Raw genomic sequence first — 16,118 nt, 5'->3', positions numbered from 1 at the left:
CACCGGCACTGTCCACCCAGGACCCTCAACTCGACCCGCCGACTCGCACACCACGAGCAGGAATTCGCCCGATCGGTGGGGCCCGATAGCGGTGCCGAACCGGGGCCAAATCACGATGCCACGGCCAATGAGTTGCGTGCCGAGTCCAAGAAGGTCGCCACCGAGGTGAGCAAGACCGCCAAGACCGGGGGCGACGCGACCGAGTTGAAGGAGCGTGCCCGGGCACTCAGGATCAGGTACGCGAGCTTGAGGAAGAGCAGGAGAAGGTCGAGGATGAGCTGCGCGAGATCCTTCTGACGATCCCGAACTTCCCAGCCGACGATGTGCCCGACGGAGTCTCCGAAGACTTCAACGTCGAGGTGCGCAAACACGGCACCCCGCCGAGCTTCAGCTTCGATCCCAAAGACCACGTGGACTTGGGTGAGGCGATGGGCATTTTCGACTTCGGCCGGGCCGCGAAACTCTCGGGTTCACGGTTTAGCGGCACCCGCGGGCCCGGTGCGGTGCTGGAACGGGCGCTGGTGACGTTCTTTCTGAGTCTGCATACGGGTCGTCACGACTATCAGGAGATCGGTGTTCCAAACCTGGTGAACCGGGCCACCATGACCGGAACCGGCCAGTTGCCCAAGTTCGAGGACGACCTGTTCCGTACCGGGGTGGCCGATCGGGAGCTGTTTTTGATCCCGACCGCCGAAGTGCCGTTGACCAATCTGCACGCCGACGAGATTCTGCCTTCGGAAGCACTGCCCTACGCCTATGCCTCCTGGACTCCGTGCTTCCGTTCCGAGGCCGGGTCGTACGGCCGAGACACGCGCGGAATCCTGCGGTTGCACCAGTTCTCGAAGGTCGAATTGGTGCGAATTGTGCGTCCTGAGGAGTCCCGCGCCGAGCTGGAGACGATGCTCGGACACGCCGAGGCATGCCTGGAAGAACTCGGGCTGGCTTACCGAGTTGTGGCCTTGGCTGCGGGAGATCTGGGCTTTGGTGCCACTTTCACCTACGACATCGAGGTGTGGTTGCCCAGCCAGAACACCTACCGCGAAATCAGCTCGTGCTCCGATTGTGGCACCTTCCAAGCCCGGCGAGCGGCGATTCGCACCAAGACGAAGGACGGCAAACGCGGGCTTGCCGCGACCTTGAACGGGTCGGGCCTGCCGATCGGCCGGACACTGGCCGCGCTTCTGGAGCAAAATCAGCAGCACGACGGCTCGGTAGTCATTCCCGAGGTACTGGTGCCGTTCACCGGCTTCCACCGTCTCGCAGCTGGCGGCACACCCGAGTCATAGACCGATACTCGCTGACGGCTGCGACTTCCCCCAGCGGCTAGGCTTTCCTCCCGAAAGCAGCTAACCGGTGTCACCAATCGCTAGACCTTCGCCCCAGGTAGGCGTCTGGTTACTAAATGGCCCAGCCACGCCAGAACGGGGCGCGTTCGTCCGCAGGGGACAGGAGCACGTCCTTGAGCGAGCTTGGTCGCACATCGGACCTAGCAAGATTGTCTATGGGGAGCCAATGGAACCCCAGGTGGGCTTCCTGGCTCGTAGGTTCGGCGTCTGCGATGTTCACCTCGAACACGAAGTTGAGTTCGTGATGAGTGGTGTCATCGTCGATGTAGCCATGCTCGATTACACCGAGGAGGCCCACGATCGTGGCCTCGATGCCGAGTTCTTCACCCAGCTCGCGGACCAAGGCACTTTCCACGCGTTCACCAGGTTCGAGGTGGCCACCAGGCAGGAACGACCAGGACTTGCCGTATTGGCGCACCAGGAGGAGCTGGCCGTCGCGGCGGATGACAGCACGGGCGATGATCTCGGTGGCAGTAGCGTTCATGGATCTGCCGCACCTTGTGCTGCTCACTCGTTGATGGCCTTGAGGTGATCGGCGAAGGATACTGTGAGGCTGTCGAGTGCGGCCTTGCCCTTGGCTGCTGTGGCTTCGGAAGGACGGCCAATGATGCCGTTGTGGGTGTAGCCCTTGATACCAGCGACAAGCAGGTGCGGCCGATCGCTGGCTTCGTGGTCTGCGTCGGGGTAGGTGTCACCGACCAGCTCAGGGTGCGTATACAGGAGAATTGAGGTCTCCATCTCGCCGCCGTGCATGTCGTCGTGATTGGTGCTGACGGTTCCGGCGTGGGCGCGGGCGGCTGCCCAGTCGTCGCGTCCGGGGAAGAGAGCGACGGTGCGGTCCTCCACGTTGGCTTGTTGGGTGATGTTGGAGAGCACGTAGTTGCCGCCGTGTCCGTTGACCAGGGCCAGCTTGGTGATGCCCGTCCGTGCCAGCGACGCGCGGATGTCGTCGATGACCGTGATCAGGGTGCTGGCGCTGATGCTGAGTGTGCCGGGATATCCGGGCAGGAGTTCGTGCTCGTGGGAGCACGAGAAGGTGATGGGTGGCAGCAGGAACAGGTCGTAGGTTTCGGCGATCCGCGCGGCGATCACACAGGCGATCACGGTGTCTGTCGCGAGCGGTAGGTGTTCGCCGTGCTGCTCGAAGCTGCCGACCGGCAGGACGGCGACGCGGGCGTTGCGGCGGGCTTCGTCGGCGGCGGTGGCGCTGGTGAGCAGGTCCACGCGGTTCTCCTTGGGTGTTGATAGGACGGGCGTCAGCGCAGTGTGGTTCGCAGCGTGTGGCGCAGGTGTCGGGCGTGGTCGTGTGCTCCCGTGGTGTCCAGCAGTTCAGCTGCCCGGTGAAGCTGATGCTTGGTGCGGGCGGATCGTGTCTCGGTGGTGATGGCGAGCGAGTGTTGCGCGACGGTGAGAGCTTCATCGGGTTGTTCGGTACCGGCGTGTGCGATGGCGAGTCGCGCGAGGCACAGGCCGAGGTCGCGTCGGAAGTCTGGGTGCCACTCGGCGAGTCCCTGCTGAAGGGTTGCGAGTGCCTTGGCTGGTTGGCCGAGTTCGACCCAGCAGTGGGCCGCTTCCATCTCGACGTAGCTGGGGGTGCAGTAGCGCGCGATGTCCGCGTCGTCGTCGGGGGCGTCCGCGGCGTGCTGGAAGGCGTGATCCAGTGCGCGGGCGCATTCGTCGTAGCTTCCGGCGAGCGCGTGGCCGTGTGCTTCCTGGCGTAGTGCGACAGCCTTGAGGCGCGGGGTCAAGGCGCCGGGCTTCTGTAAGGCTGCGCGAGCGAACGCGATGGTCAGGTCCGGCTTGCGCGCATCGCTGGCGATGTTGCTTTTGCGCATCCGGATGTAGGAGGTCAGGTGCGCGTCGCCTGCCTCTTGTGCAAGGTCGAGGGCAGTATTCGACCAGCGCATTGCGGTGTGAAGATCACCGGCATCTTGGTGGAGCCAGCCGGTGAACTCGGCGAACCGTGCTGTGACATGGAGCAGGTCGCCGCGATTTCGTTCGCGGCTTTCGGTGAGCAATCGTTCCGCGAAGCTCGTCTGCTGTGCGACGACGGTCAGCAGCGAGTGCGGCCCAGCGAGGTTGTCCGTGATCACGTACTGCTGCAGGGTGTTCAGTAGTGCACCCACCAGCGCCGGCTCGGTGCGCTCGGCTGCGGCGTGCACCATGGGCCCACCCGGCAGCCCGAGAACAGCGTTAGCTTTCGGCGACTCGTGATCAGCTTCGCCCACGTCGAACCACAGCAGCTCGGCGGGGATGCGCAGGCACCGGGCGTAGTGAACGAGCTTATCCAGATCACGCACACGGTTCCGCCCTGCCTCGATCCGGCTGAGTTGACCTTGGGTGATGTTCAACCAGCGCGCGACGTCGCTTTGCGGGAGGGGCTTGCGCCCGTGCGCGGGGTGTCGACGGTAGGCGCGTACAACCACACTCATATCTCGGGAAGTCAACGCATCCCGCATCTGGTCGCTGCGCCAGAAGCCGGGCCCGAACCGTGGGGATTCGTCGTGTTCGCCCCCATGAGTGCAGGGTGAGCACAGTGCCGCTGTGTTATCACGAGCCAGGCACGCTCCGCACCCTGCGCAGCATCGGCCGCCGCTGTGGCTCATGATCTCCACCTTCGATGATGATCGTTGTCGTCTCGATCCACGACCAGGCTAGCTCCGGAGAGGTCGGATATGCGCGTCGTGCATAGCGACTATGCGCGACGCGGCGTTCCTGGCGAGTCGATCGTTCCTAGCGTCAGCAGGCAGTAACCGCATGTTGACCGAGGTGGCGATAGCCGATGAACGACCGCACCCCATTCCACTCGGCAGCCGGCCGACGGAGCCTCTCCTGGGACAGGTGGCGCCTTCTTGCGTCCGCCGGGCGCTTCCTGCCGCTGCCCACGATCGACGGGCCTTGGTCGCTCGCTGCGCCGCCCGCCCACCGGCGCGGAGCCGGCACCGCGTGACCCCAAAGCCGCGCCTGCGCCGAGGACGCGCCCCGACCCTCTCGGCGCAGGCGCTTCCCCGTACACGGAACTCGACAGGAGGGTGCGGACATGGCCCACGCCGACGATCCGACCACGAACGCCGAGGTGAGCATGCGGGTTCGAGAGCTCTTGCTCCGCTCCGGACCGATCATTGAGGCCTTCCGCAGGACCACCAGAAACGACCACCCTGGCCACGTCGTCCTGGACATTGCGGCCGATCTTGCAAGCCATCATCAGCGGCAGTGGCAGGCCGAGAACGTCAGCCGGGCCGTGGGCATCTCGGGGGATGAGATCGCCGCCTGCAAGCAGCTCATCGACGAACTCAACGCCCAGCGTGTCGCCCTCGTCGAGCGGATCGATACGTGGGTGGCACGGGAAATTCCCAGCCGTGCTGACGCGTCGTTGCACACCGAAACGCTGGGCTCGGTGATCGATCGCCTCGCGATCGCCTGGGTGCGCGCCAGCAACCTGACGGATACGGGCGAGATCCGCGAGACCGCGCGCCTGGCGCTGCGGCAGCTCGCCGAGCTGGCCGATGCCTACGACGACTTGATCCGCGATGTCGCCGCGGGTCACCGACGACTTCCAGCATGGCGGTCCCTGAAGACCTATAGGAGCACACATGATCAGCAACGTTGATGCCAGAGTGGTCTCCCTCAACGGCGTCGACAACGTCGGGAAAACAACCCAACTGGCCTGGCTCTCCCGGAGCCTGCCCGGCGCACACCTCGTAGGCACCGTTGATCGATGGGACACCCGTTGGCAACAGGTCGCCTCGGGCGACTTCGCGCAGTGGTGGTTCGTTGCCTCGACCACCCCCGAGCACACCGGGTTGGTGCTGGGCAGTCACGCCGCTCGTCGCGCTGGCAGCGGGCAACTGGCGTTGGAGGACCGGGGATTACCCATGCTGCTGGCGACCTGTGCCGCCACCGCCGTGGTCAAGGACGGGTTCTCACCGGCTGACGCCCTACACCTGGTCGAGAACATCGCCACCGACCTGCCCGTCGCCGAACACCGCCGCGAAGTGCACGTGCTGTTGCGACGATCGCCAGATCCCGCCCGCGAGGCACACCAAGCGCTCCGTCGCGAGCCTAGGTCCACGGACCGGCGGTACGTGGCCTACCAGCATGCGCTAGCCGAGGTCGTGTCCCTTCAGGTCGCCCGCGGTGACTACCACACGGTGCTCGAAATCGAGGACGCTCCGATTCTCGATGTCCAGAATCGTCTCCGGGAGCACCTACGTGGATTCGGCGTCCATGCCGGTGCGCTACCGGTCGTCGCGTTGGATCGGCTCTGGGTACTGGCGGGTATGTCCGAGAGCGGCAAGAGCAGCGTGGGCGAGTTGCTCCGCGACGAGCTCGGGGTCACTCGCCTGAAGATCGGTTACCTGCTGGACGTGGCTGCACTGCGCGCCGGTGAGATCGACCCGTATGCCTGGTCGGAGTCGGAGCAGGCCGAACGGCTCACCGAGGAAGTCTTGCGGTTCGCCGAGACCACGAAGGCTCGCACGATCAGCGTAGAAAGTGCCCACCGTTTCGAGGCGACCGCGCACCTCAAGCGCGTATGGGGCGAGCACTGCCAGGTGGCGTATGTGGACGCTGACTCTGCTGTGCGGGCGAGTCGCGCGGCGGAAACAGAAGTGCGCTTACGTGCCCGCGATGAGACCAAGCACGAACGTGGCGCGGACCGCATCGTCGACATCGCCGATCACGTCATCGACAACACGGGCTCGCTGGCCGCGCTGAAGCTCGCAGTTCACCGGCTGGTAGCGACGGCAGACCTTCAGCATGTCGCGCTCGATACCAGTGATCCCGTTACCCACGCCGAGTGGCTGCGGCAGGCCAGCGATCACATTGTCGACGAGCAGGTTGCACTTGTCCTCGCCACAGGCACGACCGGCACGGCGGGTTGGCGGGACCGGTGGAGTGATCTGGACCTGCTTGTCGTGCGTGACACCGCACCGGCGGACTGGCTCCGCCGCACACTCGGCGCACTGCCAATTCCGGACGGGATCAAGATGGGGATCAGCACCTTCACGACGAGCGACATTGACGCCCTGCGAGTACCGCCCCGCGTGGTGCAATCGCTGCGCCGTGCCGCACAGGGAGTCGGGGTGATCTACCACCGGCCCGGCTACCGGGTTCCCGTCCCCGTCAGCGCACATGGGGACCGGACCAGTCGTGGGGAACTCGGGTTGATCCTGATGACCACACGGCGTCTGCTGGCCGCCCCCATGTTCGACGTGCGGGCCGTGCACAAGCATCTGGTGCTGCTGGCGAAGATCCTGTTGCGCGCTGATGGCTACCACTTCGATGACGTCGAGGACGTGTTGGCAGTTTTCCGCGATCTGCACCCAGACGCGGCCTGTGATCCCCCTGTCCTCGACGACCTGATCGACCGCTCCGATGACCCCGCCGTGCGTCAGCGGCTCCTCGAGGCCGCCGACCGGCTGTTGAGCTATGTCGATCGACTCGACCACATCGTGAGGACCAGCGCATGACTACCGAAAACCTGTCCACAGTCAGCGGGCACATGGCCGCCGACGGCGCCGCGTATGGCGCGTGCCGCGTGCGTCGTCTCGGTGTCGGTCCCGGCGCGCGTGAGGTTCGGATCGTGCACGAACTTGACGGCATTCTCGGCGAGGTCCATCCGGCGGCGTTGCTACGTACCGGCCATGCCTTGTGGCAGGCGTGGTGTCGCCATCCCGCTTTCACCATGCCCGATCTGCTGTTGGGCTTGGACGCGGGCGGGATTCTGCCGACTGTCGCGGTCGCGCTAGCCAGCGAATTGCCGTACCGCCTGGCGTGGAAGCTCGATCTCGATCTTCCGGACAAACACCAGTTCAGTGAACCCCACGCTCGACGCACCGAGGTTTTCACCTACGGCGACCTCGCCGGAGCGCGAGTGCTCGTCGTGGACGACGAGATCACCACGGGTGGGACGCTCACCAACCTTGTCGGCGTTCTGCGCAAAGCGGACGCGGAGGTTACCGGGATTGCATGCCTGATCGAGGACACCACCGGCGGTGCTCGCCGGGCGTTGCAGCCCTTGGGGGTGGCGCTGTGCACGCTGACGCATCTGTGAACCCGTGGGCGACCGGCACGGTGACACAACATCTGGGCGGTCGCCGCATCGTGGCCCGCACGCACGCGCCGTTGGGGCGCTGCTTGCCGTATCGGCGCGCCGCTGGTGAAGGACCCGAAGCCACCGGCGGAGCCGAAGCGGTGAGCAGTTTGGGCTGGTCGGTCGTCCTCGGTAATCGCGGACTCGGCGACGTGATTCTCGCGCTCGCGCTGGTACGTGCCCTTGGCCACGCCAGCGAGCACGAGGGCGAGTTGCGTTACCGGGGACCGCGCCCACGGCTGATGCAGCGGTGCCGGCTGCCAATGAGTACCAGCCGCAGCAACTCGCCCCACATTGTCCATAGCGGACACAACGAGGAATTGACGTTCCATGCTCATCCCGAGAAACCCCAGGCTTGGCTCGATGTTCTCGACGGCGAGCACGTCGAGGCGCACAGCGCGCTGCCGATGCGGTACTACCTTGCCGCCGAACAGACCCTCGGCGTTCGGCTGCCCGCCGACCACGCACCTCTCCCGGGTTTCACCTCTGCGGAGCGGGAACGGCCGTTTCACGTGGTGTTTGTCTCCGCGACCAGTTGGCCAACTCGGAAAGACTACGGGGCTGACGGCTTCGCCCTCGTGACACAAGTCCTCACCGACCAAATTGCCGCACCGTGGTCGTTCACGCTGATCACCAGCAGAGACGCCGAGCCGATCCAGCGCCCTGATCTTGACATCCTGACCGGACCAAACGCGGTGGACTGCCTCGATGTGTTCGCCTCTGCCGAGGTTGTGATCGGCAACGACACCGGGCTCACGCACCTAGCTGCTCTCACCGAACGATCCGATGGCACCGGGCCTCAGGTCATCGGGCTCTACGGCCGTCATGCGCACACCAAGTGGACCACCGGCGCGGATCGGCATCACGCCATCGCCACACCGTTCTCCCAGATGCTCGCGGCAGCGGATCGATGCCCGGTGCGCGACCGCCTCGATGACACGCTGTGGTCGGCGTCGGCGGACCTGACCGGCATCCCTGCCGAGAGGATCGCCGAGTTCGCAACCCAGGTCATGGGCTGGCGATGAGCGCCATGCCCCGGATCACACACCACCGACGCTTCACGGCCAACCACACCTGGCACGTCGACTGGGCAGGACAACGCTTCTTCGTCAAAGCCAACCCTCACCACGACGAAGCGCGTATCGAACAGGCTGGGCACGCCAGACTGCGCCCCTTCTATCCAGTACTGCGGCTACGCCAAGCCCGCCGCATCGCCCGGTGGAGCGTCCTGGTCTACGACCGGTGGCCCCACCTCGGCCCAGACCACGGCCTGCTCCTCGACGAGATCACCCACGCTGATCGCACGTGCGACAGGAGACGTCTCGATGGCTGCCTTTCCGCTGTCTTCGGCCACTACCGGCAGGTGATCGCACGGAGCTTGTGCCACACAACCAACGGCGAGACCATCGGCAAGCTCTACGGCGAACGCGCCGCCCCGGACGGCAGGCTGGATCGCTACTACAAGGCCGACGCACCGTGGCCGATCCCGACAAGCGACGACCGCAAACTACGCCCGTCCGGCCTCACCGCAACCCACCTGGTCGTCAACGGCCGAAGCCACGCACTCGATTTCGCCCACATGCTGACCTGGCTACGGGTGCGCTTCGCCCGGCACAACCCCGTATGGGCCGCTGTGACACAAGGCGATCCCACCGACCTCAACATCGGCTGGTCACCCCACGCCGGACCAGTGTGGTTCGACTACGACACCGGCGGACTCAACGCGCTACCCGGCGAAATCACCTGCTTCCTGCTCTACCAGCGCCTGCACGGCGCCTGGCTCACCCCGCACTACAACCCCGCCGCATTCCGCGATCACCCGACCGCACTTGCTCCGAGCAGCCTCGCCGAACCGATCATCCACATCGGACACAATGGGACATCGCTGGTGATCGACTACGAGCACATTCCCAGCCCTGCTCGCCGGCATGTCCTGCACCGATACCTCAATGAGATCGTCTACCCGCTGGCCAGCCACCTCGGCATCAACGACCTCATGGGCTGGCTGCGTCCCTACCTGGTGATGCGCCTTCTCGCCGTCTACCACCTCGGCGACCTCGAACCCCGCGATGCCGCGCTGTCGCTGGCGCTACTGACCGAAGCACTCGATCCCGCGACCACTCTCGCAAGATTTCTCTCACTCACACCGACAGAAGCGGAGGTCGGCTAACGTGTCTCGCCCCGTCGCCATCGTCACCGGAGCAGGCTCCGGCATCGGCGCCGCCATCGCCGCTCGCCTCGCGCTTCGCTACGACCTGATCCTCACACACCTCACCGGTGACGACGACCTCCGCAGCGTGGTAACCCGTGCCGAACAAGCGGGGGCGACGATTGTGCCCGTGACCGGTGACCTCACCTCAGAGCCAACCCTCGACGCTCTTGCGCTGGAGACCGATCATGCCGCCGATCGGCTCGCCGTTCTCGTCTCCAACGCCGGCGCCTACCCACGCATCTCGTGGGACAGCACGGATCTTGCCACGTTCCGCCAGCAGGTCGAGATCAACCTGATCACTCACGCCGCGTGCGCTCAACTGGTCACGGCCCCGCTCACCGCGCGCAAGCAGGGACACATTGTCGCCGTGTCCTCGGTGCTCACACAACTCGGCCGAGTAGACCTCGCCGGGTACATCTCGGCCAAGAGTGGACTCGAAGGGCTCGTGCGAGCACTGGCCCGCGAACTCGGGCCGCGCGGCATGACGGTCAACTGCGTCCGCGCTGGTTCGGTCGAGGTGCCCGCCGAGCACGCCGTCGTCGCAGACCACGACGCCATGCTCGGCCGCCAACTCGACCGGCAATGCATCAAACGGCGCGGTCAGCCGGAGGACATCGCCGCCGCTGTCGATTTTCTCACCTCTCCCGGCGCCGGCTTCATCACCGGCCAATGTCTCACCGTCGACGGGGGCTGGTGCATGACATGACCCCCGCCGTGCTCTGGATGCGCCACGGCACCTGCGAGGACGGACTGTGCCGCCCCGGAGCCCACGCCCGCCCTCACAGTCCCCTCACCGTCGGTGGCAGCGTCGAAGCCGAGTTCACCGCCCGCCAGCTCCAGGACCATCACTGGCCGCTGGCCGTAGTGGTCTCCAGTCCACTGCGCCGAGCCCGGCAGACCGCCTCGATCGCCGCGAGCACGCTCGGTGCGCGCGTGATCCGGCCGCTCGATGCCTTCGCCGAGTGGCGCGCACCGTCCTGCGTCCTCGGCCGCACCCCCTCGCAGTACCCACCCGCCTATCAAGCATGGCGCCAGCAACGCGGCCACGACCTCGACAGCGCTTTGCCCGGCGGTGAAAGCCTCCGCACGTTCGCGGAGCGAGCGAGCGAAGCCGCCAGAATCGCCCACCACCTCTCCACCACCCACGGCCCTGCCCTTGTTGTATCCCACCGGCTCCTCATCGGGGCCATCGCAGCCCTGCACATCGGCCACCGCAACGCCGCTGACATCTTCAGCTTGGCCAGCGAATTCCGCCTCGCTCCCGCCGGGCTGTGGGCACCCAACCGAGGAGTATCTCCATGACCAGCAGCGACGAGCACAGCAACCGCCTCCCGCGCGAATCCGACCACGAGCGATCGGTCCGCCGCCGCCTGGCACGCCTGCTGGCCAACAGCCCCATCCCGCCGGAGGAACTGGTCGACAACCTGGCGCTGTACCTTCGCCGTCAGCCACTCACCGACCTGCTGTCGCTGGACGCTCTGTACCGGATGATCGTCGACGTGCCCGGCGCAATCATGGAGTTCGGCGTACATCGCGGCCGTCACGTCGCCGCCCTGACAGCACTTCGCGGCGTCTACGAGCCCTACAACCCGCACCGCCGGATCATCGGATTCGACACCTTCACCGGCTTCCCCGACGTCGCCGAGATTGACGTCACCGCCGCGAGTGCGGTGACCGGCAAGTTCGCCGTACCCGCCGACTACCCCGACCACCTGCGCGACATACTCAACGGCCACGAGGACGCCGAACACCTCGGTCACATCCGCCGGACGCTCCTCGTTGAGGGCGACGTGCGCGACACCCTGCCCCGCTACCTCGATCAGAACCCTCACACGATCATCGCCCTAGCCTACTTCGACCTCGATCTCTACAAGCCCACCCGCGACACGCTCAAGGCCATTCAGCCCTACCTCACGCGCGGAAGCGTGCTTGCGTTCGACCAGCTCGCTCACGCCAAGTGGCCAGGCGAAACCGCCGCTCTCCGGGACACCCTGGGCATCGACCACGACAGCCTGCACCTCTTACCCGGTCGTGCCACACCCACCTATCTACGATGGAACGCGAGCTGAGATCAACCGACAGCAGCCGCCTCGGCTAGCAGCGCTTCGCGATTGGCCAGGATGAACTCCTTCAACGCGGTCGGCTTCAAGTCGATCGAGGTCAACCCGTCGCTGCGCAGGTCAATCCGGTCCAGGTCATAGCCGCCGCGCGACGCGTCGATGAACTCCGGCCCCCTACGAGCGGACTCATCGACCGTGACCAGCCGCGCGACGAAAAAGTGTTGCACCGCGACCCCGGAATCCGACGGCGAACTGAACAGGAACACCTGCGACGCCCCAGCCGCCTCGGCGCCCAACTCCTCGCTCAGCTCGCGATACAGCGCCGCCTCGATTGAGCTATCACCGTCCTCGACGCCGCCACCCGGCGCCGTCCAGTACAGCTCTTGCCCCGGCTTCGTACGCTTGATCAACACCAACCGACCCTGATCATCGATCAAGATCGCCCTCGCCGCACGTCGCCCTACTGTCACTGCCATCTGTTCCGTCACGGCTAACTACCTTACGACCGCCCTCCACCAACATGCGCGCAGCGCATGGCGCGGCAGGGCAACACCCGAAGCTGCGCAGTCGACCGGAGTAGCAACCTGGCGCAATAAACAACAAAAACTCGCGGAAGAACCATCAAGACACAAGAAACATGGGGACAGTTACTAAGGCACAGGCTTTCGCGTCTCCGGGGTTCCCACTGCACGGAGCACCTCGGCTAGTACTCCAGCCGGACTTCGTGATGTCGCTGGTGGGTGCCTGCAGACGGGTGCGGCCACCAGTTGATCATGGTCGGTTGTGTGGACTAACCCTGATCGGCTGGTGGCCGCGGGTCCCAGCGTAAACCCTGACCGATGGGCGGTGATGTTCGAGGAGATGGTCAGCCGGATCGCCGGCCGGTTCACCCGCGTCGAACCCCGCCGACGAGCACGAGCATTGCTGCTCGGGCTGCTGTCGGACCTGCCGGACAAGAACTGCTGGACCATCTCCGAACACGCCGGCGACGACACCCCCGACGGGATACAATACCTGCTGCGCAAAGCAGTCTGGGACGCCGAGGAGGTCCGCGACGACCTACGCGACTACGTCACTGAACACCTCGGCGACACCGGCGCCGTGCTGGTCGTCGACGAAACCGGCGACCTCAAGAAAGGCGTCCACACCGTCGGAGTGCAACGTCAATACACCGGCACCGCAGGCCGCATCGAGAACGCCCAGGTCGCGGTCTACCTCACCTACGCCACCGACGCCGGGCACGCATTCATCGACCGGGCCCTCTACCTCCCGAAATCCTGGACCACCGACCCGACCGCCGCGTGGGCGCAGGAATCCCCGACGACACCGCGTTCGCGACGAAACCCGCGCTGGCGACCACCATGATCGGCCGTGCCCTCGACGCAGGGGTCCAGGCACAGTGGGTCGCCGGGGATGAGGTTTACGGAGCCGACCCCCACCTGCGCAAGAACCTCGAACAGCGCGGTATCGGCTACGTTCTCGCCATCGGCTGCGACCGCCGGGTCAGCACTCCAGCTGGCGTGCTGCGCGCTGACGGTGTTGCCGCCCGGTTGCCTGAACACGTCTGGCAACGCCTGTCCGCAGGCGCTGGGGCAAAAGGGAATCGCTACTACGACTGGGCCTTCGCCGACATCGACACCGACGAGCCCGACGGGCACCGGTGGCTGCTGATCCGCCGCCACCGCACCACCGGCGAGCTGGCGTTCTATCGCTGCTACTCACCCCAACTCGTTCCACTGCGGATGCTGGTTCAGGTCGCGGGCCGCAGGTGGACAGTCGAGGAATCCTTCCAGACCGGCAAAGGTCTCACCGGGCTCGACCAGCACCAGGTCCGACGGTGGACCTCCTGGCACCGCTGGACGGTCATGGCGATGTTCGCCCACGCGTTCCTCGCTGTGGTCGCATCCACCGAACGAAACCCCGAACCGGCAACTGCCGGATGGATTTCGTTGACCTGCAACGAAATCCACCACCTGTTCACCACTCTGATCAGCCGTCCGGTGCTCGATGTCGCACACCGGATCCGCTGCTCAAGATGGCGCAGACGCCACCAATACCGCGCCCAGCAAGGCCACTACCAGCGACAATCGACCCACGAAGCATGACCATCACGAACTACCACTGGAGTACTAGGTGCGCCCATGATTCCGATACCTGGCCTACACCCAGTTCTGCAGGTTCGGCATACACGTTGTACAGGGTGTCGTCGTCGATGGTCCAGAAGTAGTCACATTCCAGTTCGACGACACCATTTTCGTTCTGCGCCAGGTGGTCCAGCAGCAGCGTGCAGGCTTGTCGCAGGCGTTCGACCGGGATTCGCACCGAGTCGCTCATCAACCGCCTCCTTGAATGTCGTCGATCTGCCGCTGGAAGGTCTTTATTTCCGCTTCCAGGTGACGAATTATACCATCGATGATGCGTTGTCTGATTTCCGGCGTTGGAGCGTTCTTCAGTATTCCTTTGTTGTCGAAGGCGTCCGGGTTGGCGCGGTATGCGGCGAGTTTGTCCTGGTGCTCACTGACTTGTTTCTCCAGGGAACGGACGGCGCACTGTTCCGACACCGTCAGGCCACCAGCCCCCGCGCCCCGTTCTCCGGCCTTCGCGGCATCCCCGGCCTCGTCCACAACGTCAGCGGCGCGTTCCGCACCTTTGACAGCACCCCGCCCGGCGAGGATGGCCGCGGCCCCCGTACCGGCGGTGGCCGCAGCTGCGATGGCGTCGGGAATGAGGTGGCCAATGGCGCGTCCGGGGCTTTGTTTCCAGGTGTCGTAGTCGATCAGGGCTTTGCCGAACTCGGCGGGGTTCTGGACGGCGCCGACAAAGCCTTGCGCGAGAGTGCCCATGTCCTCGGCCCAGCCTTGTGGATCGACGAGGAGGCGGTTGGGGCTGTAGGTGACGACCATGTCGGCCAGGCCGGTGACACCTTCCCAGGCACCGATACCGATCTCACCGGCGAACCCGGCCACGTCGGCCAGCCATCCCGGCTCGTCCGGCGCCAAATCGCCCTGGCGCGGATCGCGGCGGCGGCCCGCTCACCGGACTCAGCGAGCTGGTTCCGCGCTCGGTTCAGGATGTCGCGGGCAGCGGAGCGATGCGCTTCACCAGGATCAAGGGGTTGTGTTGTCGAGAGGCACTGGCCCGGCGACAAACCAGTCGGCCACACTGTGCTTTGTGTCTTGAGTTTGTGTGGAGGGTTGCGGCGTGGTGGAGCAAGTGCGCTCATTGGTCTCTGAGGTGGAGCAGGCGGTGTCTGCGGCGATGGCTGCGGAGCTGACTGCGGAACTCGCCGAGCAGGACCCATTGGTGCGCCGATCCGACCATGCCGACTTTCAGTCGAACGTTGCGCTCGCCCTCGCCAAGAAGGCACGTGAGAAACCTCGCGACCTGGCGCAGAGGCTGCAGCCGCACCTTGCAGCAGTGCCCTGGCTCACCGGCGTTGAGTTGTCCGGGCCAGGATTTCTCAACATCACGGTGGCGGATAGGGCGATCACCAAGCAGCTGACGCAGCGTGCCGAGCAGCCGAGGCTGGGGGTGGCGGAGAGTCAGAGTAGGCAGGTTGTCGTTGTCGACTATTCGGCACCCAACATCGCCAAGGAGATGCACGTCGGGCACTTGCGGTCGACGCTGATCGGTGATGCCCTTGTTCGTATCCTGGGCTTTCTTGGGGCTGAGGTCGTCCGGCAGAACCATGTCGGTGACTGGGGCACGCAGTTCGGGATGCTGATCCAGTACATCTTCGAGCACCCCGAGGCGAGCTGGCGCAACACCGAGGTCGGCGACACCGGACGCGAGGACGCAACGTCGGCCTTGGACGCGCTCTATCGTGCTGCCCGAGCCGAGTTCGACGCCGATGCCGCGTTCAAGGAGCGTCGCGAACCAGTGACTCCATGTAGTCCGCGCAAGTCAAGCTAGGACGAACCAAACCGAGACGTCGGTGTGGTCGTGCTCGCCCCGGGGCTTCGTCACGATCAACAGCGGGTCGAACCGAGGATAGAACTCGCCCTTGATCTGCAGTTCCTCCCGTCGTCTCCCGTAGCACCAGTGATCGCCGACACAGTCAGCGAGTGGGTGTCGACCCGGGCACCTGTTCGCTGAGCGCCCAGGGTCGCGCTGTGCCGCCTCGGCCTTCCCCGCCGAGCGGCAACACCCACCTCAGACTAGAACATACGTTCGCGTGCCGCTGGTACCTGTTTAGGTCGTCATCTTCGCAGTCCTCGTGCTCTGGGTAACCTCAAACGGCTACAGGGAGCCGGTGTGGCGGTGCGGAGCTGTCAGGGCTCAGGACTAAGGTGGAACACCCGGCCGCGCGCGTTGCCGGTTGATCCACTCAGGGGAGGTTTTCGCTGGTGTCGAACGATTCCTTCGTCCACCTGCACGTGCACACCGAGTACTCGATGCTCGATGGC

At 65.3% G+C, this 16,118-nt stretch carries 16 protein-coding genes and 2 pseudogenes; 12 read left to right on the top strand and 6 right to left on the bottom strand.

What is annotated here, in order from left to right; all coding sequences use genetic code 11:
- Positions 1-224 precede the first annotated feature (224 nt).
- Positions 225-1,286: pseudogene (gene serS, locus D0C15_RS32425) on the top strand (serine--tRNA ligase); the annotation flags it as partial.
- A gap of 112 nt (positions 1,287-1,398) precedes the next feature.
- Here the strand turns inward: serS and D0C15_RS32420 are convergent.
- The 3 genes from D0C15_RS32420 to D0C15_RS32410 are packed head-to-tail and all read right to left on the bottom strand — an operon-like array spanning position 1,399 to position 3,511.
- Complete coding sequence (locus tag D0C15_RS32420; RefSeq protein WP_116051873.1) at positions 1,399-1,830, bottom strand: NUDIX domain-containing protein; 432 nt, start codon at positions 1,828-1,830, stop codon at positions 1,399-1,401.
- A gap of 23 nt (positions 1,831-1,853) precedes the next feature.
- Positions 1,854-2,570: a creatininase family protein gene (locus D0C15_RS32415; protein ID WP_116051872.1), complete on the bottom strand. Its 717-nt coding sequence runs from the start codon at positions 2,568-2,570 to the stop codon at positions 1,854-1,856.
- 32 nt (positions 2,571-2,602) lie between these two features.
- The gene (locus tag D0C15_RS32410; protein ID WP_162830349.1) at positions 2,603-3,511 is read right to left on the bottom strand and encodes an NsdA family TPR-like regulatory protein; all 909 of its coding nucleotides are present in this window, start codon (positions 3,509-3,511) and stop codon (positions 2,603-2,605) included.
- A 45-nt stretch (positions 3,512-3,556) separates the two neighbouring features.
- Between D0C15_RS32410 and D0C15_RS34400 the strand changes: the two genes are divergently transcribed.
- The 9 genes from D0C15_RS34400 (at position 3,557) to D0C15_RS32370 (ending at position 11,721) form a co-directional block, all read left to right on the top strand.
- Complete coding sequence (locus D0C15_RS34400; RefSeq protein WP_162830348.1) at positions 3,557-3,877, top strand: hypothetical protein; 321 nt, start codon at positions 3,557-3,559, stop codon at positions 3,875-3,877.
- A gap of 509 nt (positions 3,878-4,386) precedes the next feature.
- A complete protein-coding gene (locus D0C15_RS32405) occupies positions 4,387-4,956 on the top strand; it encodes a DUF4254 domain-containing protein (protein ID WP_116051870.1) in 570 nt (189 codons plus the stop codon).
- Positions 4,940-6,817, top strand: a complete 1,878-nt coding sequence (locus D0C15_RS32400) for a hypothetical protein (RefSeq protein ID WP_116051869.1) — start codon at positions 4,940-4,942, stop codon at positions 6,815-6,817. The genes D0C15_RS32405 and D0C15_RS32400 overlap by 17 nt, the downstream gene beginning before the upstream one ends.
- Positions 6,814-7,401, top strand: coding sequence for a phosphoribosyltransferase (locus D0C15_RS32395; protein ID WP_228714297.1), 588 nt, complete (start codon positions 6,814-6,816; stop codon positions 7,399-7,401). The genes D0C15_RS32400 and D0C15_RS32395 overlap by 4 nt, the downstream gene beginning before the upstream one ends.
- Positions 7,402-7,541: 140 nt before the next feature.
- Positions 7,542-8,465, top strand: a complete 924-nt coding sequence (locus D0C15_RS32390) for a glycosyltransferase family 9 protein (RefSeq protein ID WP_228714298.1) — start codon at positions 7,542-7,544, stop codon at positions 8,463-8,465.
- Positions 8,462-9,610: a hypothetical protein gene (locus D0C15_RS32385; protein WP_245976486.1), complete on the top strand. Its 1,149-nt coding sequence runs from the start codon at positions 8,462-8,464 to the stop codon at positions 9,608-9,610. Before D0C15_RS32390 ends, D0C15_RS32385 begins: the two co-directional genes overlap by 4 nt.
- Position 9,611: 1 nt before the next feature.
- On the top strand, positions 9,612-10,358 hold the full coding sequence (locus tag D0C15_RS32380) for an SDR family NAD(P)-dependent oxidoreductase (RefSeq protein ID WP_116051867.1): 747 nt from the start codon (positions 9,612-9,614) through the stop codon (positions 10,356-10,358).
- Complete coding sequence (locus tag D0C15_RS32375; protein ID WP_158303256.1) at positions 10,355-10,954, top strand: histidine phosphatase family protein; 600 nt, start codon at positions 10,355-10,357, stop codon at positions 10,952-10,954. Before D0C15_RS32380 ends, D0C15_RS32375 begins: the two co-directional genes overlap by 4 nt.
- Positions 10,951-11,721 (top strand): TylF/MycF/NovP-related O-methyltransferase, encoded by a 771-nt coding sequence (locus D0C15_RS32370; protein ID WP_116051865.1) that lies wholly within the window; start codon positions 10,951-10,953, stop codon positions 11,719-11,721. Before D0C15_RS32375 ends, D0C15_RS32370 begins: the two co-directional genes overlap by 4 nt.
- 2 nt (positions 11,722-11,723) lie before the next feature.
- Here the strand turns inward: D0C15_RS32370 and D0C15_RS32365 are convergent, their stop codons facing one another.
- Positions 11,724-12,200 carry an NUDIX hydrolase gene (locus tag D0C15_RS32365; protein WP_228714300.1) on the bottom strand — a complete coding sequence of 159 codons (477 nt, stop codon included), beginning with the start codon at positions 12,198-12,200 and terminating at the stop codon, positions 11,724-11,726.
- Between the two features lie 361 nt (positions 12,201-12,561).
- On the opposite strand from D0C15_RS32365, the pseudogene D0C15_RS32360 reads away from it, so the two are divergent.
- Positions 12,562-13,550, top strand: a pseudogene (locus D0C15_RS32360) (IS701 family transposase); the annotation flags it as partial.
- Between the two features lie 277 nt (positions 13,551-13,827).
- Here the strand turns inward: D0C15_RS32360 and D0C15_RS32355 are convergent.
- Positions 13,828-14,046: a hypothetical protein gene (locus D0C15_RS32355; protein ID WP_116051864.1), complete on the bottom strand. Its 219-nt coding sequence runs from the start codon at positions 14,044-14,046 to the stop codon at positions 13,828-13,830.
- Positions 14,046-14,711, bottom strand: a complete 666-nt coding sequence (locus D0C15_RS32350) for a hypothetical protein (protein ID WP_116051863.1) — start codon at positions 14,709-14,711, stop codon at positions 14,046-14,048. Before D0C15_RS32350 ends, D0C15_RS32355 begins: the two co-directional genes overlap by 1 nt.
- A gap of 205 nt (positions 14,712-14,916) precedes the next feature.
- On the opposite strand from D0C15_RS32350, the gene argS reads away from it, so the two are divergent.
- On the top strand, positions 14,917-15,624 hold the full coding sequence (gene argS / locus D0C15_RS32345; RefSeq protein WP_245976484.1) for an arginine--tRNA ligase domain-containing protein: 708 nt from the start codon (positions 14,917-14,919) through the stop codon (positions 15,622-15,624).
- The last annotated feature ends 494 nt before the right edge of the window (positions 15,625-16,118 follow it).

Origin of the sequence: Amycolatopsis palatopharyngis, from assembly GCF_003385185.1 — a bacterium.
Taxonomy (GTDB): domain Bacteria; phylum Actinomycetota; class Actinomycetes; order Mycobacteriales; family Pseudonocardiaceae; genus Amycolatopsis; species Amycolatopsis palatopharyngis.
The sequence above is the reverse complement of the archived record's forward strand: the minus strand, read 5'-3'. Positions and strand labels throughout refer to the sequence as shown.